This window comes from Parafrankia sp. EAN1pec, from assembly GCF_000018005.1.
In the GTDB taxonomy this organism is placed as follows: Bacteria; Actinomycetota; Actinomycetes; order Frankiales; family Frankiaceae; genus Parafrankia; species Parafrankia soli.
In genome coordinates this window covers 6,446,834-6,465,945 of sequence record NC_009921.1, presented here as the reverse complement: position 1 = coordinate 6,465,945, position 19,112 = coordinate 6,446,834, and the positions used below count along the sequence as shown (strand labels likewise).

The following is a 19,112-nucleotide window of genomic DNA, read 5'->3' as shown; positions in this document are numbered from 1 at the left end:
ACGCTCCGATGAGCGAGGCTCTCTTCCGTGCTGCCCGTGTGCACCGGATCATGGCCGGCACTCTGCTGCGCGACACCGGCCTGTATCCGGGCCAGGAACTGCTGATGATGCAGCTGTGGGAACGCGGCGAGCAGCGCCAAGCGGATCTGATCAAAACGCTCGGCCTGGATCCGTCGACCGTCACCAAGATGCTGCAGCGCCTGGAGCAGTCCGGCTTCGTCACCCGCAAACCGTCCCCCCATGACCGCCGGGCCGTCGTGGTGAGCGCCACCCGCGCGGGCCAGGCCCTGCGTGGCCAGGTCAGGCAGGCATGGAGCGAGCTGGAACAGGTCACCGCAGCCGGCTTCACCGAAGCGGAGTACCGCCAGGCCATGCGCGTACTGACCCGGATCGAAACAAACCTCACGACCCCACCGCCCGCCAACGACCCGCCGACACCGCCAACCGCCCCTCCACGACCTGACGCCAAATCGGCGACCTGAGAAGCCGTTGTCTTACCCGGATCCGAGCGGCGAGTTTTTGCAGGAAGCCGGGCAGCGGGCCATGGCCGCGGCGTTGTAGCGCCAGCGGTCGAGGAAGGGCGCGGATTCCTCCGCAGGGATGGCCCTGGGTTCCGTGTAACCCGGTCCGGCTAGAGCAGCGATCATGGCTGTGAGCTGGGTGGACATGCCGATGTGCCGCTGCGGGCCGTTTCTCTAGGCTCCTGCGGGGTTCGGGGCGGGTCCGGTCAGGGTTTCGGCGCGCTGAGCCGGTGGATCGTGTGCGGCGGGTCGATGTGCAGGGCCGCGAACAGGTCGCGGGCGGGCTTGGTCGGTTCGGTGACCTGCTGGAAGGTGCCGGCGGGGCCGGTGAAGGTGCCGATGTCGAGGCCTGCCCCCGTGGTCGTGGTTCCGTCGCCGAGATGCGAACGCATGTGTTGATGAGGGTCGGCCGCGGTCAGTGGGCAGCGCGCCAGGCGTCCCAGACATCGGGTCGTAGCCGTCCTCGGTCGGGGACGGTGATGCCGTGCGCGCGGGCCCAGGCACGGACCTGGGCGGTGGTCGGTTCAGGGGCCGCAGGTGCGTGATCGAGGTCGCCTCCGAGCGGACCGATGCGAGTGAGCGCCGCCTGTTCGGCGGCGGCCCAGAGGTGGGTGGCGGCGAGGTAGCGGTAGGTCCATTCCTCCGCCAGAGAGCGGGTCTCGCAGAACACGATCGGCACGCCTGGCCAGCGGACCTGCAGTTCGGCGAGGCCGTCGGCGACCAGGGCGGGCCGCACCCTGTCGAGGGCGAACAGCTGGGAGTAGCGGTCCTCGACGACGACGGCGGCCCTCGGCAGGGCGGCGAGGTCCGCCAGGGCGTAGCGCAGCCTGCCGGTGGTGAGGCTGGTGACCAGATCCGACAGCGACTTGCGTTCCACCGCGGCGGCCAGCCGCCCGTCGATGATCAGGCCGTAGTCGCCCGCGGGCAGGGCGCGGCGCACTGTGCGGACCTGCTGGGTGGCGAACCGGTACGGGTACTTCTCGTGGGAGTCGACCACGATCTCCAGTTCGGTGACGCCGCCGGCGCGGGCGGTGGGGGTGCGGACCTTCGGCCGGGCCTGCCTGCGGGTCCTCGGGGACTGCCAGAACACCGCGTCGCGCCCCCGCGCGGTGGTGAACACCAGTTGGGAGCGGTTCTCCCGGCTCCGGTCGGCGATCAGATCGATGGCCGCGCCACGACGGACACAGGACCGCAACGGCACCCGCTCAACGAGCTCCGCGGCTTCCGGCCAGTCGGCGCCTGACAGCGGGTGGCAGTACAGCGCTGTGGTCCGAGGCCAGGTCCCGGCGGCACTGAACACCAACCCGTCCGCCAGTGGGAGACGCAGCAGGTACGGCAGCCGGGAATCCGGATCCGGGTTGTGGGCGATCAGCAACTCCATGCGGCCAGTCTTCCTCCGTACGTCGAGGCACGGGCGGACCATCCTGTCGGCCCGACCGTGCCCTTACTACCGGGCTGAGTCAGCCTCAACCGAGCACGGCCAGTGAACTGCGACAAGGAGCCCTGATCGGCTCGAAACGTCCGTTCCGGTCGCGCGGTGGTCGTTCGCCCGCCGGCCGCGGTAGTCGTGATGACAGGTAGATGGCCTGGGGTACGAGCTGCGCCGCTATGATTTCTTGATCGTGGACGATGCAGAGCTACGTGATCAGGTGTCCCAGCTACGCGGCGAGGGGAAGTCGCCGAAGCAGATAGCTCGTGCCTTGGGCGTTGCGCCCTCGCGGGTCGCCCCTCTCGTGCGGGCCGCGGCAGCGCAGGCCCGGGCGACAGCTGGGCTACCGCCGGTCGTCGGCTGTTGGGTCAGTGTTGGCTGGAGCCGGGGTGTGGCGGTCGACCCGTCCCGTGGCTGGGCCGCCGAGGCACTCTCCCCCGAGGACGATGAGGAGAGCACCGGCGGCCTGGTGAGCGTGCTGGTGGCCCGCAAGCATCGCTGGGACAGGGCGTCGGTGTGCGGGTACCTGGTGGACGTTTATTGCCTGGGCGTGAAGAACGCCTTCGGCCCTGACATCAAGACCGACGTCGAACTGTCCCAGTTCCTGCCCGAGTACTACGCTGCCTACCCCGCTGGATGGCAGGAGGTGCCGATCGACCTCGCCGCGGACATCGTCTTCGGTGCGGTGGGATACGCCCGGGGCCTCGGTTTCGAACCCCACGCCGACTTCGCCCAGGCCGCCGGCCAGCTCGGCGCATGGGAAGGGCCCCCAGCCATCACCTTCGGCCGAGGCGGCAAGCCGTTCTACCAGTCGGGCCCATATGACAACCCCCGGAAGGTCATCGAAACCCTGGAACGCACGGTCGGCCCGCCACCCGCCTTCGACTACCTCGTCGTCGGCAGAGCGTGACAACCACCTCGCCCGTCCGTACGCCGACACGCGCTCGTCTGCCGCATGCCGGTCGTTCACCGTCGCCGGAAACCTATGGGTCATAGGCGGGGAGTGGGCGGCGAGCGTCTCGACCCGGCCGCATGAGATCCACCGATCCGGCCGGCTCGCCGGACTCCGCCACGCCGATACCGGCGCTGCCGGTGGGCGGCGACACTTCCGCTGATGTGGGATCTGAAAGTAGGCGCGACCTCACCTGCGGCGAGGGTGGGTCGTAGGGTCAGTGGGCATGACCGTGGCGCAGGATGTGGACGGAGCAACAGACGGGTCATCCGGGGCGGACGGGCTGACCGTTCGCTTGACGGCGTGGGAGGCCCAAGTCAACGCGCTCGCAGTCCTGCAGCTGTGTGCGACCGGCAAGCTGCGGTGCAGTGAGAAGACACAGCGGCCGGGTGCGGCCACCGTCACGGCGGTCGCCGGAGTGTTGCTCCGTGGCGATTTCTATCTCACCGAGCCGATCGCGGCGTTCGCCTGGCCGCTGTTGCTGCAGGCCGGTGGGCTGGCAGAGGTTAGCGGGGGACGTCTGGTGCTGACAGCGCGGGGCCGGTCGGTGCTGGCCAAACCGGCGGCGGAGACCATCCGGCAGCTGTGGAGGCGCTGGGTCGGCCATGCGGTCCTCGACGAGATGAGCCGGATCGAGACGATCAAGGGTCAGCGGTCCGCCCGGGCGCTGACCGCGGCAGGTCCCCGGCGCAAGGCCGTTGCCGAGGCGCTCGCGGCCTGCCCGCCAGGCGAGTGGGTGGCGGTGGACATGCTTTTCACCCGGATACGGCGTGGAGGACCGCCGTTCACCGTCGCACGTGACGTCTGGAAGCTGTACATCGAAGATCCGCAGTACGGCAGCCTGGGATATGACGGGTTCCACGACTGGCCGCTGCTGGAGGGCCGGTATCTGCTGTGTCTGCTGTTCGAGTACGCGGGCACGCTTGGCCTCTTTGATCTCACCTACGGCGATCCAGTTGACGCCCGTGACGATTTCCGCGAGAACTGGGGCGCTGACGACCTGGACTTCCTCAGCCGGTACGACGGTTTGCGTGCCGTGCGGATGAACGCCCTCGGCGCCTATGCGTTCGGCCTGGCTGACCGGTACGAGCCCGAGGGGGACAGCACCGCAGCCGGTCCAGCGCTCAAGATCCTGCCGAACCTGGACATCGTCATCACCGGTGAGGTCCAACCGGCCGACGAACTCCTCCTGAGCGTTTACGGGCAGCGCGCCTCCGATCGCATCTGGTCCCTGACCATCAAGTCGTTGATGGCCGCGATCGACGCGGGTAGACCAGTCGAGGAGCTGCGGCGGTTCCTGACCGACCGCGCGGACCATGAGCTACCGGCCACCGTTGCCAAGCTCTTCGAGGACGTCACCGCCCGCGCCGGCCAACTACGGGATCTCGGGTTGGCGCGAGTGATCGAATGTGTCGACCCGGCGGTGGCCGCCCTCATCGCTAACGACCGCAAACTCCGCCGACTCTGCACCCTGGTAGGCGATCGTCACATCGCTGTACCCTTGCAGCACGAGGCCGATTTCCGCGCAGCCCTGCGGAAGCTGGGATACGCCATACCTTCCTCGCCAGGGGCGTAGCACCGTCGAGATTCCGCGGCACGACCGGCATCGGATGCCCGGGTACAGCACTTTCCTGTATACCGGACATGATGAATCGAGACGGAGAGGCTTCGCGGGAGCTGTTCACCCGCCGCTGAGACCGCGCCAGGCGCGGTGTCTCGCCGACCACCATCCAGAAGCTGGCGGACCACGTATGGCTCCGCCGGAGCGTGGCCGATGTTGATATCTTCCCGTCGCTCATGCCACCCCCCGTAGGTGTCCCCGATCGCGGCGTTGGATCGGGATGGTGGTCGCTGCTCGTGGCAGTCGCGGGTGCGGTCGGGTGGGTCCCGGGTGCCGGGTGGGGTGCACGATGGGAGTGTGTTCCACGTTCTGATCTTGCGCTACCGGGCGGGTGTCGGCCGGGCACCTGCCCTACGGGATGATCATGTCGCATATCTGGACCGGTGCTATGCGGACGGCATGTTTCTGGCGTCTGGGCAGATCCCGCCCGATGCCGGTGAGGTTGTTCTGGCAGTCGGTGGGCGTGGCGACCTCGAGACCGTCGCGGGGCAGGATCCCTTGGTGCGGTCGGGTGTGGCCGACTGGGAGATCCTTACCGTCGATCCGCAACGGGTTCACGAAGATCTGACGGCGTTGCTCGCGCCGGAGCCGGTGGTTGCAGATGCCGGCTGGGACAGCGATGCCCTTCGACAGCTTCGGGCGGCCGGTGTGGACCTGGCCGGGGCGCTCGCCGACCGGCCGATCTCGACGGTGCTCCAGCACGTCGGGCAGGCGCTGCTGGACGGTCTGGCCGCCGGCGAGCCCGGTCTGGCGGCGCAGGCCCGACGGTGCGTGGCGGAGCTACAGGAACGCTGCTGGCCGGGTGACGACATCCTCGTCGGCGAGTTGTCGGCTGCGCTGGGAGAGACGGGCGGTGCCCGGCCTGGGTCGCGATCACGGCCGTTGCAGCCCGTTGCCGTGGATCTGGAAGAACTGGCCGGGTTCCTCGACGGTGACCCCCGCCAGGGCAGCGGTGTCGTCGACCTGTCCACCGGCGTGGTCTGGCCACCGGGTGTCTTCGAGTTCGCCGACGTTCCCGCCGAACTCGACGAGGACAACGAGGAGTTCGACCCGGACCGGTGGCTGTCCTACCGGCCGGACAGCGGCGAGGGCTACCGTGACATGCTCGATTTCACCGAGACGGTGCGCGACGGCCGGTGGAAAGACCGGTTGCGGCATGCCCTCGATGGCCGTGGCGCTTTCCGGCGTTTCCGGGACATTCTCGATGACGCACCCGAAGGCTACCTGCGACGCTGGTACGTCTTCCGGGATGAACGCGCGCTCGGCCGGGCCCGGGCGTTTCTGGCCGCCGAGGGATACCGCGCCACGCCCCCAGGAAGCCACCCTCAGCCGCCCGCGGGACGCAGGACCTCCTGACAGCGGACACCGATCCGCCGTCAGAGGTTCCCGCACAAGCATCGGCCGCAGGCAACGAGGCGTACACGCTCGTTGCTGCCAGCAACGACAGGACGCCCTTGAGAAGCTGGGGATCATGCGTCGGTGCCATAGAGGAAAGCTAAGCCAAGTACTTGGCTGTAGGTATCGGTAAGGAGGGGCACAGAAGATCGGACACCGGGGCCGCTGCTGCCGGCGGCGCCCGGCCGTTCTGGGGCGCGATGATGCGCTTTCGCGCGCCCCGGATCGTGGACGTCCGGAACTCATGGTCCGTTAAATGATCGTTTACAGGAGTGGCCCATTGCCCCGGCCCGCCGGACCCGGGTCAAAGGCTTCGTCTACGTCGTCAACGGCACCATCACCCGCATCCGCGCCGCCGACCCGGTCGGTAGCTGGTACGACGACCGCGGCAACGCCGACGCCCCCCTCATGACCAGGACCGAGGGCCTCGTCAACGTCCCGGCGGCCATGCCGGGTTTCGCCCGGCATGGCCGCTCGGGGCCGTACGGTGGCGACGGCGTGACCGTCAGCTGAGTGCTGACGCTTGTGCCGTTGGCCGTCGCGGTGAAGGTGACGGTCTCCGTGGTGCGGACCCGCCTCGCGGTCGTGACATTGACCGTGACGTTGGAGGCCCCGGCCGGAATGACGGTTTGCGACGGGACGCTCGCGACTCTCGGGTTGCTGGAGCTGAGAGTGACCGTCGTTCCGTCTGCCAGCGCGTCGCTGCTCAGGACCGGAAGCAGCTTGGCCGTGTTGCCGAGGCTGTTACCAGCCTTGACCGTCGCCGGAGAGGCAATCAGATTGATCAACGCCGGCTGTACCTCGCCGGTGCTCCCGACGTCGCGCACCTGCAGGTACATGGATGTCGGCGAGGAGCCGTTCGTGTCGGTGAGGGTGACGAAGGAACCCGTCTCGACATTCAGCATCCCAGTGCTACTGGTGCCCTTGGCGAGGCGGAAGCGCGCATCCGGAAACCCTCCATCGGCGACGGAGAACTGGATGCTGTACCAGGCCCCGGTGGGAACGCTGCCGTTGAACTCGCCCGGATACAGGTTGGGTCCGGCGGTCCACCAGAACTGCTCCGCCTCGCTCAACGTGACGGTCGGGGTGGCCTCGCTCACGGCGGGGAAATCGCGTTCGATCTGGGCCACCTGCTCGCCCGGCAGTCCGGTGGCCGAATCCACGCCATAGAAGCGGAAGGTGGCATGCACCGGCTCCGGCGACTGGTAGCCGAAGGTGAAGGAGCTGATCAGATGGCTGCCGCTGAACGGAACGTCGTCGGCGAACTCGGTGTCGCCTACTCCGTAGTAGGCCGGGTAGCTCGGAGAGCCGAGACTTGTGTTGCTGTAGAACTGTGTCTCCTCGGCGGCCTGGGCGACACCCGCGGAAATCGCCAGTACCAGCGCCGCGGAGCTGCCGACGACCAGCTTACGCAGCCCGTTGCGCCTGGCGTAGGTACGCCGTTTCATGGTGGTGGCTCCCTCGGGCGAGCCGAGTGGCGCGGCGGCCTGAGGCGGCAGCGCCCGGGCGGTGCGGCGGTGTTCTCTCATGCCTCCTGATACGACCCCGGTCCCGGTCCGGTTCAACGTCCGCCTGTCTCCGAAACGGCGGTAAATGGGCTGTCAAGGTCAATTAGGTTATCGGGATCGTTCCTGACCTCGCGCGCCGGCTGTCGGACGGGATCTAGTATTGAGTCGACGGCTGCGAGCGCCCGGACGCCGTCCGGGGCGCTCGACGTGTCACACAACTACTCGGCGTCGCGGGAATATTCGGAATTTTCGCCCGGCGGTGTGGGCCAGCCGCCTTCGATCGGGTTGCCGTCAGGTCCGACGGCGAACCACTTGCCGCCGAACTTGTCGATTCCCTGCCCCATGACGGCCCCAGCCGTGGTGTCCTTGGCGAAGTAGTACAGCGGATGGCCGTGGTAGGTCACCTGAAGCGTGCCGTCCACTCGGGTGGTCGTGCCGATCTCGCTCGCCGTGACCTCGGAACCGGCTTCCGGTACCTGGGACACGACGTAGGGCGGCCATGCCGTCGCGCAGTCTTGCGAGCAGACGGAGGCGGAGCCCCGGTCGGCTTCGAACAGGTAGAGCGTCCGACCACCGCCGTCGACCAGGATCGTGCCGAACTGGCTGGTGCTGACGTCCAGCGTGGCGGCCGGTCCGGAGGTGGTCCCGCCGCCGCTGGCGGGGGTACTGGTCGGCGATGGCGCCGGAGCCGACGACGTCGTCGCGGTTGTCGCGCTGCCCGCGGCGGCGCCCGACTCCCCGTTGCTGCCGCAGGCCACGAGGACGAGGCTTGTCACTCCAAGGGACAGGACCATCGCGATCTTCTTCATGCGGTCTCCCGATTCGGCTGCCGGCACCGCGGACGGGGCGTCCGCTGCCAGGCAGCGCTTGCGCTGATTCGTCCCGTGGTTCTACGAGCCCGCATCCCGAACCGGTTCAACGGCGCCGACGGTGACGAGCGTCACTCAAGGCGAGCTGACGGCCGCGAGAGGGCCAACTCCGGCGAACGGTTGAACCGAATTGAGTCGGCCGTCGTACACCCGGAACAGGCAGCGACAGCCGTCCTCCGTCAGGGGCGTCGTCAGTCAGGGGTGTCATGCGAAGAAGGGTGTCCCGCGAGGCGTCGGACGCGGAGGATGAAGTGATGGCCCGGCTGTACCGGGACCACCACAGGGTGCTGTTGTCGTTCATCGGCAAACACGTCGACGACCGCCACCGCGCCGAGGACATCGCGCAGGAGACGCTGTTGCGAGCTTGGCGCAATCGCGACTCGCTCCGGCCCGACGGAGTTCGCTCGTACCTGTTCACGATCGCCAGAAACGTCATCACCGACGCCTGGCGGGCCGAGCGGCGACGGCCGTCACTCGGCGACGACGGCGGCGAGGTCGTGGCGGCCGCCCCCGCCGTCGACGACGTGAGCCAGGCCATCGAGGAGTGGGTGGTCGCGGAGGCGCTAGGTCGTATTTCGCTCGCGCACCGGGCTGTCGTCCAAGAGCTGTACTACGAGGGAAGGTCGGTACGCGAGGCGGCAGCCCGCCTGGCACTGCCAGAGGGCACCGTCAAGTCCCGTGTCTACTATGCGATCCGCGCGCTGCGTGACGCCTTCGAGGAGATGACGGTCGGTTCGCCGAACCCGCTCCCGGCGCCTCGCGGCGGTCGCTGCTGTGCTCGTCCTGTGCGCCGGAATCGGTCTCGTCGTGAACAGTCCCTTTGCCAGCGCACCGAGTGGGCCCTCCACCTCCTTCGTCGCCGCGACGGGCACGGCGATCACTGGTCGCGCCACGCTCATCACGAAACCATGGGGAATGTCGCTGGCCGTCGCGTTCGACAGCCTTCCTGGCAGCGGCCCCTTCGCACTGGAGGTCGCCAGCGTCGACGGCATGACGGAACGAGCGTCCAGCTGGTCGTCGACGCAGGCAACGAAGGCTGATGTCGTCGGAGCGAGTTCGATCCCAGCGGATGCCATCGACGCGGTTCGAGTCGTCGACCGTGACGGCTTGGTGCTCGCCGTCGCTCACCCGCGGGGCAGCGAGTAGGCCACCGTCGCGTCTAGACACGGAGCTTCGGACGGAGCTGTGATTATCGGTGCGGGTGCGGGTGCGGGTGCGGGTGCGGCGTAGGTGGCGGTCTTCAGTGGCCGCGAGCATCGAACGCGCACGGTCATGCTGGGAGCGGATGTCAGGAGATGGGGCCCGTAGTAGGAGATGCGGGCCCGTGGTATCAGTCAGCGTGTCCGAGTGGGACGAGACCCTCTACGGGGGTAGCGCCGAGTTCTACGCCGCCGGGCGGCTGCCCTATCCGCCCGCGCTTGCCGAGACCTTGCGCGCCGCGCTCGGGCACGCTCCCGTCGGGCGGCTGCTGGATGTCGGCTGCGGACCGGGCTCGCTGACCTTGCTGGTGGCCGGCCTCTTCGAAGCGGCCGTGGGCCTCGACCCCGATCCGGACATGATCTCCTATGCCCGTGCGGCGGCGCAGCGCGCGGGAACGGACAACGTGACCTGGGTGCGGATGCGTGCCGAGGACCTGCCAGGCGGGCTTGGAGTCTTCCGCGTTGTCAGCTTCGCCCAGTCGTTCCACTGGCTCGGCCGTCCCAGGGTCGCTGCCGCCGTCCACCCGATGCTGGCACCGGACGGCAGGTGCGTGTTCGTCCACGCCACTACTCACGAAGGCGTTCCCGGTGACGACGTGCTGCCGCATCCCCGGCCGCCCCGGGAGGTGATCGCCTCGCTCGTCCGCGACTACCTCGGCCTGCACCGGCGGGCGGGGCGAAGCGTACTGCCCCAGGGCACCCCCTCAGGAGAGAACGACATCTTTCGGGCGGCGGGGTTAGGGACCCACCCTGCTGAACGTGGCCGGCGGCCTCGTCATCGAACGCAGCGCCGACGAGGTGATCGCCTCGGTGTTCTCGCTGTCCAGCACGGCCCCCCACCTGTTTGGTGACCGGCGGGCGGCGTTCGAGCGCGACCTGCGCGGACTTCTGCGCGAGACCTCGGCTACCGGCCGCCGGTTCTCCGAGCGCACCCGTGACATCAGGCTCGAACTCTGGCGACCGTAACCATCGTGTCTACCCACGCCCCCGGCGGGAGCACGTCGGCAGCTACGACGATCTTTCGTCGCCCTCCATCGTGATGCCCTACATGGACAGGTCGACGATGCTGTTCCGGGCTCCGCCGTCCTCCGATGAAGCAGCCTGGAGATCCGGCTGCCGGATGGATGGGCGCGAGAGCGGACCGTATGGACCCACAACCGTGGTCGCTACACTCCGCATGTAAGCGGTTACGCTGAGGAGGTTCGCATTGATTTAGGCGGCGAAGGAGGGCTGGCGGGCTGTATGCCCAGGTCACACCGATGGTCATGGTGACCAGTGCACCCAACCAGCACTAATGCGAACCTGAACCTGCAGGTCAACGGCCCGACCGTGTCCATCGAACCCGCCCACGCGAAGATCCGCCGAGCCGGTTACGCCGGCAACACGAACGCCAGGAAGATGGGATAGAGGTTGAGGGGTGTGGCCGCGCGTCAGCCGAAGATCTCGGACTCGGGACAGAGTGATCGGACCATGATGGTCAGCTACGACAAGAGCGGGTCCCGTCGAGCACAGCCTGCGAGTGCGGGCACCGAACCTTCGTTGGATGGCGCCAGACGGGACAGACCCCACGTGGCAAACATCACCACACCAGGAGCGGACATTGGAGTTCGCGGTGCTGACCGATCAGAGAGCATGCAAGTTCTGTCCGTTTCCACGCACGTCGGAGCAGGAGGCCGCGGAGTGTCCACCGTCGAGGAGCGCGTAAAGAGCGTCGTCGTGGAGCAACTGAACGTCAAGCCGGAGGAGGTGACGAACAACGCGTCATTCGTCGAGAACCTGGGAGCGGACTCCCTGGACCTTGTCGAGCTGGGCGTGGCCCTGGAAGAGGAGTTCGGCATCGGTATATCCGACGAGGACGCCGAGGAGATCAACACCGTGCAGGACGCCATCGACTGGATCAACGCACACTGGCGGTAGGCGCGCTGTCGGGCTGTCGACGCGATCCACCGGAGTTGGTGCTACTGGAAATCGTCACGGAGGGGACCAGCGAGTCTCCGGCGGCGCCGGAAGTGAGGGTGGAAATCGCGGCGTTCGCGAGCGCTACGCCAGCGGAATCCGTCAAGCTGTTGAGGCAGGTTCTTCGGACCGCACCAGCGGCTCGCGCCGAAGGTTCTGCCGCTGCAGCCCGGCATCAGCCCGTTCGGCCCGGCCGCCGCCGAGATGATGTACGCCGGGGTCCTGACCCGTATCGGTGGTGGCGTCGAGGTAGAGCTTGCGCGTCTTGGGGGCCTTGCGTGCCGCTTCCATCGAGCGGTTCCAGCTCGTCAGCAACAGTCCCCAGAGGGGGTCCAGACCCTCACGAAGATCGGCCATGCGCGGAAAGTCAACACGTGCAGAAGCGCTGTACTTGACCCTCAAGATCGCTGTTAGTCGGGTCCAGTGCGGGTCAGCGTGGGTTTGTGCGCCCGGCGTTCTCCCGCACCGTGGTCACCGTCCTCGCCCGCACGTCCCCGCGGACCAGATACGTCGGCCGCCAGTGCCCAGCGTGGCGTAGAAGTGATTATCTTCGGCGAACGTGACGCCCCAGAAGTTGATGTCGACGCCTGCCCGGTCTGGACCAGGGCCAACCCACTGGAGCGCAGGGGCACCGGAACCGAGACCGCCGCGGCGGCCATGAGCACCCCGTCGGTCGCGGCGTAGAAGGCGCCGTGCAGCAGGAGCACCACTATCGCGTGCAGGTGGGGAAGGTCGACGGCGCGGGCTGCGGCGATCCAGCTGGTGAGGTGGTCGGCGTTGCCGTCGCCTGGGTGGAAAGGAGCCGGCGAGAATTTGTGGTGGATTGAATCTATGTACGGCGGCGCAGGAAGCCGCGCGGTTGGGCGGTACGACGGGCTCGGTCGGAGGTTCGCGCGGAATGTTGCCAGCCAAGGATGTGTCGGATCCAGGATGCGCTCTGCGTCGGTGAGGGTGCGTTCGTGCAGGGCGATGGCGTGGTCGAGTCGTCCCGCCGCCCTACAGGAAAAGGATCACCCGCGCCCGCACTCCCATTCGTCTGGGCCTGGTGTTGGCGCCGACGCCGCCAACACCAGGCCCAACGCTGCTAATGCAAACGACGCGAACACAGTCAAATGTCGTTGCGATCCTAAAGCGGACGTATCATCCAGGCGGCTTGGCCCGTCGCGTTCCGAGCAGCTTGATGCGAATCGACCGAGGTGGAATCGGCTCCCGCTCGCAGCATGTCCTGCGGGATGGCCTGCAGCCGCCGGATCGCTCGTCCGTGCAGGACGAGGGCTACGAGGACGATGAGGAACAGGAAACCGATTAGTGCGAGACCCACGGCAAGCCTTCCCTATGCTACGACCGAATCCGATTTTTCCAGATCGTATGGTCGAAGGCAATGCTGCGGACGGGAATCCGGCGGGCGCCCGCTCAAGATCCGATCGCAGGCGCCCGACCAGCAGAAAGCGATCTTGTCTGGAGTCTGGCGGGAATCGAACCTGAACCTGCGAACCTGAGCCTGCAGTTCAACGGCCCGACGGTGTCCGTGGACGACGTTGCGCGCGTCGGCGACCACCTGCTCGGCAAGGTCCGCTGGCAGTGGCTGCAACGCACCGCGGACTGGCTGGCCGAGCATGCGACCGGCCGGGTGGTCTTGGCCGGGTAGCACCGCCCATCGCTGGCCGAACGAAACACCGCCCCACCGGACCTTCCAGGGCGGGGCTGTTCACTGATCATCGACTGTACGATGACTCGCCCGGCACGGCGTTCGTGGGGACGGGGGAGTCGCCGATGGTACTGATGCCGTGGGAGCGTGAGCTGCTGGCCAGGCGGCAGGACCGCGCCCTCGAACTGGCCGTGCGTGCGAACGCGCTGTTGGACGCGGCACGTCTCACGGGCGACGAAGCCGCGCTGAACACGGCGATCGCCCTGTTCCGCCGCGCCAACGGGACCATCCCCACCGGTCATCCCGGCCAGGCCGCGGTCAGCCACAGCCTCGGCAACGCCCTGCAGACCCGCTTCGGTTGGCACGGGCAGGGCCGGGACCTGCAGGAGGCCGTCGACCTGCATACCGGAGCCGTGGCTGCCACCGCGCACGACGATCCGGCCCGGCCCGTGGCACTGGCGAGCCTCGGCGCGGCCCTGCAGACCCGTTTCGAACGGATCGGCGATCTCGCCGATCTCGACGCCAGCATCGACCTGCAGCGAGAGGCGGTCGCCGCAGCGACCGATCCGGATCACGCTTCCGCGCGGAGTCGCCGTCCGGCCGTATTGCCCGACACCGCGATTCTGTGGTCCAACCTCGGCAACGCGCTGCGGCTCCGCTTCACCTGGACAGGCCGCGAGGACGACCTTGACGCAGCGCTCGGCGCCGGCTGGACGTCGCTGGCGGAGCCGGCGTCCCGCACCACCGACCACGCCCGGCACCTGTCCAACCTCGGCAACACCCTGGCGACCCTGTTCGAGGCGCGGGGCCGCGCGGCGAACCTGGACGAGGCGATCACCTGCTTCCGCGACGCCGTCGCCGCCGTCTCCGCGGATCATCCCGACGCGGCCGGATATCTGGCCAATCTGTGTGGCGCGCTGTGGACGCGGGCCCGTCACACCGGACGCCAGACCGACCTCAACGAGGCACTGGAGCAGGGCCGACGAGCGAAGGCCGCCATCCCGCCAGACCACCCCGCCAGGCCCCGAATACTGGCGGACCTCAACGGCGCGCTGCAGACCCACTTCGAGTGGACGGGCAGCGACACCGACCTGGACGACGCGGTCGCCGTCAGCCGTGACGCCGTCGCCGCGGCTCCGCCGGGCCATCCCGACCGGGCCGGGCACCTGTCCAACCTCGGCATCGCGCTGCAGCGCCGGTTCGAACACCGAGGCGACCCGGCTGACCTCGACGAGTCGGTCGACCTCCTGCGCGAGGCCGTGGCGGCGACCCCCGACGGACATCTCAAAGCCACCCCCCACCTGGCGAATCTCGCCAACCTCCTGCGTCGTCGGTTCGAGCTGACAGGTGGCAGGGAGGATCTCGACGCCGCGGTCGGCCTGCTGCGCCGGGCGGTCGCCTCATCGTCGGAAGGCAGCTCCGGCCACGCCGGGCTGCTGCTGAACCTGAGCATCGCCGAGCAGGTCCGGATCGCCTCCCAGGGGCGCGACGGAGACCTGGCCGGCCTCGACCAGGCGATCGCACTCGTGCGCACGGCACTCGCCGTCACGCCGCCGGACCGCCCGGATCACGCCCGGCTGCAGTCGACACTCGGCCTGGCCCTGCGGGCCCGCTTCGAGTGGACCGGGCGGCAAACCGATGTCGCCGAGGCGATCGGCGCCCTGGAGACCGCGGTGGCGGCGACCCCCTCGACGCACCCCGCCCGGGCCAGCTATCTGTTCAACCTCGGCTGCGCGCTGCAGACCCGCTTCGAGCGCACCGGACTGGCCACCGACCTGGAACAGGCCGTGGCCGCGATGGAGACGGCGGCCGCAGCCAGCCCCGCGCAAGGCGCGGACCGCGGCCGGATCCTCTCCGGTCTCGGCCTCGTGCTGCAGCACCACGCCCAGCAGTCAGGCGACCGCGCCCAACTGGAGAGGTCGATCGAGGCTCTGAGGTCAGCGGCCGCCGCGACCCCACGGACAGGCCCCGAGGCGGCCGGAGTCCTGTCGAACCTCAGCATCTCGCTGTGGCGGCGCTCGGTCTGGGACGAGGATGGCAACGCCGACCTGGACGAGGCTGCCGCGGCCGGCCGCGCAGCGGTGGACGCGGTGGTCACCGACCACCCGCTGCATGCCCGGTACCTGTCGAATCTCAGCAACCTGCTGCAGACCCGTTTCGAGCGTTGCGGCGCCCCGGCCGACCTCGACGACGCCATCGACCATTGCCGGGCGGCGCTGGCGGCCACCCCGACCGACCACCCGGACACCGCCCGTTACCTGGCCAGTCTGGGACTCGCGCTGGGTCTGCGGTACGCGCGCATGAAGCAGCCGGACGACCTGGATGCGGCGGTCGGCGCCGGGCGCCGGGCGGCGGCGGTCGAGGCCGCGTCGCCGCGGGTCCGCGCGCACGCCGCGCGTGGGTGGGCGATGACCGCCGCCGCCGCAGGGCGGTGGGCCGAGGCCGCGGACGGCTTCACCGCCGCGATCGACCTGCTGGGACAGGTCGCGCCCCGCGGGCTGGCCCGCGGGGACCAGGAGGGCCTGCTCGACGAGCAGGCCGATCTGGGCTCCGATGCGGCGGCCTGCTGCGTCCGCGTCGGTCATCCCGCTCGGGCGGTGGAACTCCTGGAACAGGGCCGGGGAGTGCTGCTCGCACAGGCCTTGGACAGCCGCACCGACCTGGGCGCGCTCAGGGAGATCGACCCGGCGCTGGCGGAGCGGTTCGCGCAGTTGTGCGCGCGCCTCGACCGGCCCGGCCCACTGGACGCGGGCTTCGCCAACATCGCTGGCGCACTGGGCGGAGCCATGGGCCTTCCCGGTGCCGGGGCTGGCGTCGATTCCGGGGCTGGGGCTGGGGCTGGTGGCATGGCTGGGTCGGCTGCCGGTGCCGATCCGACGCTTCGTCTCGACCGGGTCGACGCGGAGGAACGCCGCCAGGCCGGCCTGGCGCTCACCCGCACCATCGAGGAAATCCGTGTGCTGCCCGGCTTCGACAGCTTCCTGCGGCCTCCCACACTGGCCGATCTGCGCACTGCGGCCTCGGCCGGGCCGGTCATCCTCCCTGTGGTCTCGTCGTTCGGCTCGTACGCGTTGATCGTCACCGAACGCGGGCTGCTGGACCCGGTGGAGCTGCCCGACCTCACCCCGGACGCGGTCAGGGACCGGATCATCGCCTTCCTGACCGCGCTCGACGATCCGCAGGACCAGGAAGGCCACAAGCGGCTGGCCGAGACCCTTGGTTGGCTGTGGGACGCCCTCGCCGGCCCGGTCCTCCAGCGCCTCGACGCCCTCGGATTCCTCGCCCTGACACCGGCGGCCTCCCCCGCGTGGAAGCGCCTGCGTACGAAGTGGCAGCCGGAGGCAACCGGCCCCGAGCGGTCCGCGGGTCACGCGGCCTCCGCCGGGCGGCCGCGGCTGTGGTGGTGCGCGTCCGGCATGCTGGCCTTTCTGCCCCTGCACGCGGCCGGGCACCACGAGACCCGGCACCGCGGCGCTCCCCACACCGTGCTGGACCACGCGATCAGTTCCTTCACCCCCACGCTGCGCGCGCTCATCCACGCCCGCCGGCCGGTGCCTGCGCACCCTCCGGCCACGGGCGCTCCGGCGGTCACCACGGACGCGCGGGCAACCGGAACGCCGGTCACGCCGGTCGCGCCGGTCGCGTCGGGACCGCCGGCCGCGTCGAGACGCATCGTGGCCGTCGGCATGCCACGCACTCCGGGCGCCGGCGACCTGCCGGGCGCCGAAAAGGAGATCCACCGACTCGAAACACTCTTCCCGGGGCAGGTCCGCACGCTGATCGCGCATGAAGCGACGCACGCCGCGGTGGCCGCGGCCCTCCCGCACGCCCACTGGGCGCACTTCTCCTGTCACGGCTACGCGGACCTGCGCAACCCCTCGAACAGCCGACTGCTGCTCACCGACCACGAACGCGACCCGTTCACGGTGGTGGATGTCGCCCGGCTGCGCCTCGACACCGCCGTGCTCGCATTCCTGTCCGCCTGCGAGACCGGCCGACCCGGCGGCCCGGCCGACGAGGGAATCCACTTGGCATCGGCGTTCCAGCTGGCCGGCTTCCGGCAGGTTATCGCCACCCTGTGGCCCGTCAGCGACAGTGCCGCGGCCGAACTCGCCGAGGAGCTCTACGACGCCCTAGCCCTGGCACCACCCGACTCACTGGACGTTGCCGCTGCCCTGCACGAGGTGACGCTCGGCCTGCGCGGCGTGTGGGCCGACCAACCGGAGGTGTGGGCGTCCCACATCCATTCCGGGGCCTGAGCCCGCCCCGCCACCTCGCCCTCGCCCCCGCCCCCGCAGGCCCGACGCACGAAGGACGCGACGTTCATGCCCGCCGAGCTCGACACCAACGGGATCCTCACCGCGGCCCGGGTAATCCGCCCGTACCTGCCGGCCCTCGTGGGCCCTGACGACGCGCCGCTGGTTGACCGGGCCCTCGCCGCGCAGCTCACCTCGGTCTCCCCGCCGGCGACGGTCGCCCACGAGATCATCATCCTGCTGAACGGACATCCGGTCACCCGCCGCTTCCTGCGCACGGTGCTCGCCGACGCCCCCTCCTACCGCCCGCCCGCCCTGCAGCAGGACCGATTCCGGGTGAGTAGCCGCGGCCTGGGCACGCACCCCGCCGGCGACCCCGCTCCCGTCGACGCGACACGGTACTGCTGTCTGCACGCCGACTACATCTGGTACCAACCTGAGATCGGTAGCCCTGTCCCGACGTGCCCCACCCATCAGACCGCGCTGGTGCGAGGCTGACACCGTGCTGGACGCGTTCTGGGTCGCGATCGGCAGCAAACTGGCCGACCGCTGGGCCGCCGCCGGCGCACCCGCCCTGATCTTCTGGCTCGGCGGACTCGCCGCCTGGTGCCGGCACCGCGGCGGGCTGCACACACTGCGGCAGCAGACTGACTGGCTCGACGCCCAGAGCACCGGTGTGCAGGCGGCCGTCATCCTGGCGGCCAGCCTGGCCGTGCTCAGCTCCGGCCTCGTGGTCGCCCGCCTCGCCACGCCGACGCTGCGACTGCTGGAGGGCTACTGGCCGGCCTGGACGGCCCCGGCCCGCAGCCGCCTCGCCGCCTGGCTGGCCGCACGTGCCGCCGCCGAACAGTCCGCCTGGCAGGAGGCGTACGCCCAGGTATCCGCACCGAACACACCGACCGGCGAACAGCTCGCCGCGTACACCCGCCTGGAACGACGCCGGCGTCGGCGGCCGGCCGCGGCCGGCTACTTCCTGCCGACGCCGATAGGCAACATCCTGCGTGCCGCAGAGCGTCGCCCCCTCGACAAGTACGGCCTCGACGTGGTCATCCTGTGGCCTCGTCTATGGCCCGCGCTTCCGGAGACGACCCGCGCCGACCTGCTTGCCGCCCGGGGCAGCCTGGACGCCGCTGTCACCACCGCGATCTGGGGGGTGCTGTTCTGCGCGTTCACCCCCTTGGCGTGGCCCGCGCTGCCCATCGGACTGGCCGTCGCCGCCGCCAGCGTCGTCGCAGTGGTACCAGCCCGCGCACAGACCTTCGGCGACCTGCTCGAAGCCGCCTTCGACCAGCACCGCTACCTGCTCTATAGCCAGCTGCGCTGGCCGCTTCCGGGGAACCCCGCCGAGGAGCGGGCCTCGGGGCGGCGCCTGACGTGGTACCTCTGGCGGGGATCGAGCGACCCTGATCCCGTGTTCACCCCGCCTACCGGGGCCGGGTGAGTAAAGAGAACCTGGCCTGGTCGGGGATGATCGTGGGCACCGGGCTGTCGTATTTCGGCACTTTCTGGGGAAACTACAACGACCTCACCGAAGCTCTGGCTCTCGTCGCCGCGGGAAAGATCGGGCACACGATCACCACGGTCACCTTCGAGGACATCAACGAGAACCTTGAAGCACTCGCCCGCGGTGATGTCGTCGGTCGTCAGGTCATCGATTCCTCTCCAAGTCGTGAACAAGGCGTTGGGCAATGCGTTCGACCAGCCGCGTACACACGGGGCCGTCCAGGGCGATGAATCGCGGTCGCGCCGTTCCGGCTG

Annotated in this window: 17 protein-coding genes and 2 pseudogenes; 12 read left to right on the top strand and 7 right to left on the bottom strand. The window is 69.4% G+C overall.

All coding sequences use genetic code 11. The features are described 5' to 3' along the window. The first annotated feature begins 50 nt into the window (after nt 1-50). Nucleotides 51-482, top strand: coding sequence for a MarR family transcriptional regulator (locus FRANEAN1_RS26440; RefSeq protein ID WP_347176766.1), 432 nt, complete (start codon nt 51-53; stop codon nt 480-482). Nucleotides 483-727: 245 nt separating this feature from the next. Here FRANEAN1_RS26440 and FRANEAN1_RS26435 read toward each other — a convergent pair whose 3' ends face one another. Together FRANEAN1_RS26435 and FRANEAN1_RS26430 are read right to left on the bottom strand one after the other, a co-directional pair. Continuing rightward, nucleotides 728-913: a hypothetical protein gene (locus FRANEAN1_RS26435; protein WP_020462827.1), complete on the bottom strand. Its 186-nt coding sequence runs from the start codon at nt 911-913 to the stop codon at nt 728-730. Nucleotides 914-936: 23 nt separating this feature from the next. Further along, nucleotides 937-1,902 carry an ERCC4 domain-containing protein gene (locus tag FRANEAN1_RS26430; RefSeq protein ID WP_020462826.1) on the bottom strand — a complete coding sequence of 322 codons (966 nt, stop codon included), beginning with the start codon at nt 1,900-1,902 and terminating at the stop codon, nt 937-939. A 439-nt stretch (nt 1,903-2,341) separates the two neighbouring features. Between FRANEAN1_RS26430 and FRANEAN1_RS26425 the strand changes: the two genes are divergently transcribed. From FRANEAN1_RS26425 to FRANEAN1_RS41550, 3 genes are all read left to right on the top strand, one after another. After that, nucleotides 2,342-2,860: a helix-turn-helix domain-containing protein gene (locus FRANEAN1_RS26425; RefSeq protein ID WP_198145373.1), complete on the top strand. Its 519-nt coding sequence runs from the start codon at nt 2,342-2,344 to the stop codon at nt 2,858-2,860. A 268-nt stretch (nt 2,861-3,128) separates the two neighbouring features. After that, nucleotides 3,129-4,478 (top strand): helicase-associated domain-containing protein, encoded by a 1,350-nt coding sequence (locus FRANEAN1_RS26420; RefSeq protein WP_020462824.1) that lies wholly within the window; start codon nt 3,129-3,131, stop codon nt 4,476-4,478. A gap of 237 nt (nt 4,479-4,715) precedes the next feature. Then, complete coding sequence (locus FRANEAN1_RS41550; RefSeq protein WP_347176765.1) at nt 4,716-5,879, top strand: YciI family protein; 1,164 nt, start codon at nt 4,716-4,718, stop codon at nt 5,877-5,879. Nucleotides 5,880-6,235: 356 nt separating this feature from the next. Here FRANEAN1_RS41550 and FRANEAN1_RS26410 read toward each other — a convergent pair whose 3' ends face one another. Together FRANEAN1_RS26410 and FRANEAN1_RS37455 are read right to left on the bottom strand one after the other, a co-directional pair. Then, nucleotides 6,236-7,447, bottom strand: coding sequence for a hypothetical protein (locus FRANEAN1_RS26410; RefSeq protein WP_041254828.1), 1,212 nt, complete (start codon nt 7,445-7,447; stop codon nt 6,236-6,238). Nucleotides 7,448-7,644: 197 nt separating this feature from the next. After that, on the bottom strand, nt 7,645-8,220 hold the full coding sequence (locus FRANEAN1_RS37455) for a hypothetical protein (protein WP_198145372.1): 576 nt from the start codon (nt 8,218-8,220) through the stop codon (nt 7,645-7,647). 329 nt (nt 8,221-8,549) lie between these two features. On the opposite strand from FRANEAN1_RS37455, the gene FRANEAN1_RS37855 reads away from it, so the two are divergent. The 3 genes from FRANEAN1_RS37855 to acpP all read left to right on the top strand — a co-directional run bounded on the left by FRANEAN1_RS37855 (nt 8,550) and on the right by acpP (nt 11,411). Next, nucleotides 8,550-9,335, top strand: a complete 786-nt coding sequence (locus tag FRANEAN1_RS37855) for a sigma-70 family RNA polymerase sigma factor (RefSeq protein ID WP_063748357.1) — start codon at nt 8,550-8,552, stop codon at nt 9,333-9,335. A gap of 284 nt (nt 9,336-9,619) precedes the next feature. Further along, nucleotides 9,620-10,345, top strand: coding sequence for a class I SAM-dependent methyltransferase (locus FRANEAN1_RS26395; protein ID WP_198145371.1), 726 nt, complete (start codon nt 9,620-9,622; stop codon nt 10,343-10,345). Nucleotides 10,346-11,174: 829 nt separating this feature from the next. After that, nucleotides 11,175-11,411, top strand: coding sequence for an acyl carrier protein (acpP, locus tag FRANEAN1_RS26390; RefSeq protein ID WP_020462818.1), 237 nt, complete (start codon nt 11,175-11,177; stop codon nt 11,409-11,411). A gap of 141 nt (nt 11,412-11,552) precedes the next feature. On the opposite strand, the gene FRANEAN1_RS26385 is transcribed toward acpP, so the two are convergent. The 3 genes and pseudogenes from FRANEAN1_RS26385 to FRANEAN1_RS44055 all read right to left on the bottom strand — a co-directional run. Continuing rightward, nucleotides 11,553-11,807, bottom strand: a complete 255-nt coding sequence (locus FRANEAN1_RS26385; RefSeq protein WP_041254827.1) for a hypothetical protein — start codon at nt 11,805-11,807, stop codon at nt 11,553-11,555. Between the two features lie 97 nt (nt 11,808-11,904). After that, nucleotides 11,905-12,032 (bottom strand): annotated as a pseudogene (locus tag FRANEAN1_RS44060) (TolB-like translocation protein); the annotation flags it as partial. Between the two features lie 2 nt (nt 12,033-12,034). Then, nucleotides 12,035-12,157: pseudogene (locus tag FRANEAN1_RS44055) on the bottom strand (MFS transporter); the annotation flags it as partial. Between FRANEAN1_RS44055 and FRANEAN1_RS44050 the strand changes: the two are divergent. The 5 genes from FRANEAN1_RS44050 to FRANEAN1_RS42525 all read left to right on the top strand — a co-directional run bounded on the left by FRANEAN1_RS44050 (nt 12,143) and on the right by FRANEAN1_RS42525 (nt 19,088). Beyond that, nucleotides 12,143-12,277 carry a hypothetical protein gene (locus tag FRANEAN1_RS44050; protein ID WP_347177297.1) on the top strand — a complete coding sequence of 45 codons (135 nt, stop codon included), beginning with the start codon at nt 12,143-12,145 and terminating at the stop codon, nt 12,275-12,277. The pseudogene FRANEAN1_RS44055 and the gene FRANEAN1_RS44050 overlap by 15 nt on opposite strands. A gap of 946 nt (nt 12,278-13,223) precedes the next feature. Further along, complete coding sequence (locus FRANEAN1_RS26375) at nt 13,224-17,357, top strand: CHAT domain-containing protein (protein ID WP_049795765.1); 4,134 nt, start codon at nt 13,224-13,226, stop codon at nt 17,355-17,357. A gap of 66 nt (nt 17,358-17,423) precedes the next feature. Then, nucleotides 17,424-17,852 carry a hypothetical protein gene (locus FRANEAN1_RS26370; RefSeq protein ID WP_020462815.1) on the top strand — a complete coding sequence of 143 codons (429 nt, stop codon included), beginning with the start codon at nt 17,424-17,426 and terminating at the stop codon, nt 17,850-17,852. Nucleotides 17,853-17,856: 4 nt separating this feature from the next. Beyond that, nucleotides 17,857-18,795 carry a hypothetical protein gene (locus FRANEAN1_RS26365; RefSeq protein ID WP_020462814.1) on the top strand — a complete coding sequence of 313 codons (939 nt, stop codon included), beginning with the start codon at nt 17,857-17,859 and terminating at the stop codon, nt 18,793-18,795. Then, nucleotides 18,792-19,088, top strand: a complete 297-nt coding sequence (locus tag FRANEAN1_RS42525; protein ID WP_020462813.1) for a hypothetical protein — start codon at nt 18,792-18,794, stop codon at nt 19,086-19,088. The genes FRANEAN1_RS26365 and FRANEAN1_RS42525 overlap by 4 nt, the downstream gene beginning before the upstream one ends. Nucleotides 19,089-19,112: the final 24 nt, after the last annotated feature.

Coding starts and splice junctions, on each gene's coding strand:
- FRANEAN1_RS26385 (WP_041254827.1), bottom strand. CDS start 11,807: ATGGCCGATCTTCGTGAGGGTCTGGACCCCCTCTGGGGACTGTTGCTG.
- FRANEAN1_RS26435 (WP_020462827.1), bottom strand. CDS start 913: ATGCGTTCGCATCTCGGCGACGGAACCACGACCACGGGGGCAGGCCTC.
- FRANEAN1_RS26420 (WP_020462824.1), top strand. CDS start 3,129: ATGACCGTGGCGCAGGATGTGGACGGAGCAACAGACGGGTCATCCGGG.
- FRANEAN1_RS26375 (WP_049795765.1), top strand. CDS start 13,224: ATGGTACTGATGCCGTGGGAGCGTGAGCTGCTGGCCAGGCGGCAGGAC.
- FRANEAN1_RS37855 (WP_063748357.1), top strand. CDS start 8,550: ATGGCCCGGCTGTACCGGGACCACCACAGGGTGCTGTTGTCGTTCATC.
- FRANEAN1_RS37455 (WP_198145372.1), bottom strand. CDS start 8,220: ATGGTCCTGTCCCTTGGAGTGACAAGCCTCGTCCTCGTGGCCTGCGGC.
- FRANEAN1_RS26440 (WP_347176766.1), top strand. CDS start 51: ATGGCCGGCACTCTGCTGCGCGACACCGGCCTGTATCCGGGCCAGGAA.
- FRANEAN1_RS26410 (WP_041254828.1), bottom strand. CDS start 7,447: ATGAGAGAACACCGCCGCACCGCCCGGGCGCTGCCGCCTCAGGCCGCC.
- FRANEAN1_RS26370 (WP_020462815.1), top strand. CDS start 17,424: ATGCCCGCCGAGCTCGACACCAACGGGATCCTCACCGCGGCCCGGGTA.
- FRANEAN1_RS26430 (WP_020462826.1), bottom strand. CDS start 1,902: ATGGAGTTGCTGATCGCCCACAACCCGGATCCGGATTCCCGGCTGCCG.